1 protein-coding gene is annotated in these 1,291 nt (G+C 69.0%); it reads right to left on the bottom strand.

Annotated features, from left to right (window positions below):
• Window positions 1–67: 67 nt before the first annotated feature.
• Window positions 68–1,291: PAS-domain containing protein (locus I53_RS25670; protein WP_251982458.1), on the bottom strand; the 1,224-nt coding region annotated here is incomplete at its 5' end.

Here is a 1,291-nt window from a genome sequence, read left to right as displayed (position 1 = left end):
CTCGGGGACAGCCCGGCTCCCTGGTCCGGCGCTGGCTGACGCGGGCCCGGGTCATGGTCCTCAGCTCTCAGCAGGAGGGTGGCGCGAACGTGGTGTCGGAAGCGGTCGTCGCCGGCTTGCCGAGGGCGTCGTGGGTCGCGAGATGGGCGATCCGGGCTTGGGCCGTCACGCTCGCGGTGACGTCCTCATGCGTTTCCACCCAGCCGCCGTCCGCCATGGGCTCGACGGTGATCTCGACGCATCGCTCGTCCGCGAGCGTCCTGGTCAGAGACCGCCGATGCGGGCGGCTCTCCGGACCCGACCAATCCGCAAGACCGGCCAGCTGGCGGACATCCACATGCGTCGGTTCGGCTTCGAGCGCATCCGGAGCGATATCGTAGATCCGGCAGAACTGCGCGTTGAACACCTTCAGGCGACCATGGGCGCCGAACATGCACAGGCCCTGGGACATGTTGTTCAGGGCCGCATCGAACCGCTCGTTCTGCTCCTGCAGCTGCCGCTCGCGCTCCGTCAGGATCGTGTTCTGCCGGAAGACGTCGTCGCGCAGCTGATCCCGCTCCGACAGGGAATGTTCGAGCACGACGACGGCGCGGGCGATGTCGCCGACCTCGTCCGCGCGGTCAGTATCGGGGACGCTGACGTGCCAGTTCCCGCGCGCCACCTCGGACACCGTCTGCGTGATGCGCACCAGCGGACGGGTGATCCGGCTGGACAGGATGAGCAGGACCAGGGCGACAAGGCATAAGGTCAGGCCCGCGACGACGCTGAGCGTCCTGAGGAGCGAGCGGGAACTCTCCTCGCCGATGCCGACGACCTTTCCGGTGAGCTGCTGCAACTCACGCAGCGGCGCCGCGACGCAGAGACGGATATCCGGAAGCTGAGGAAGGCAGCGCGCGACCTTCTCGGCCCCGACGACGGCGTGCAGATCCGCGCCCGAGATGTCGCCGAGCCGCGCGTCGGCGACGTCGGCACCGGCCGAGGAGAGGAGGCTTTGCCCCGACAGGATCAGCACGTCGCGTCCGCTCAGCGATGCGAAGGCGGTCAGGGTCGGCTCGTGCGGTCGCAGGACGCGATAACCGACCAGTCCGCCGATCACGTCGCCGAATTCGTCGAACAGCGGCTGGCCGAAGACATCGGCGACCGCACCGGACTCTTCGGCGGCGAGCGCCTTCGCGAGGCCGTCGTCCCAGCGCAGGGACAGCACAAACCCGTTCGCGTGCTCCCGGTCGTTCCCGGCGATCACGGCGCGCAACGCGGTGGCGACGGACCTCGTCTCGAAGGCCGCATTGGC

Origin of the sequence: Methylobacterium sp. B1, assembly GCF_000333255.1 — a bacterium.
GTDB lineage: Bacteria > Pseudomonadota > Alphaproteobacteria > Rhizobiales > Beijerinckiaceae > Methylobacterium > Methylobacterium fujisawaense.
This window is presented reverse-complemented; position numbering and strand designations above follow the sequence as displayed.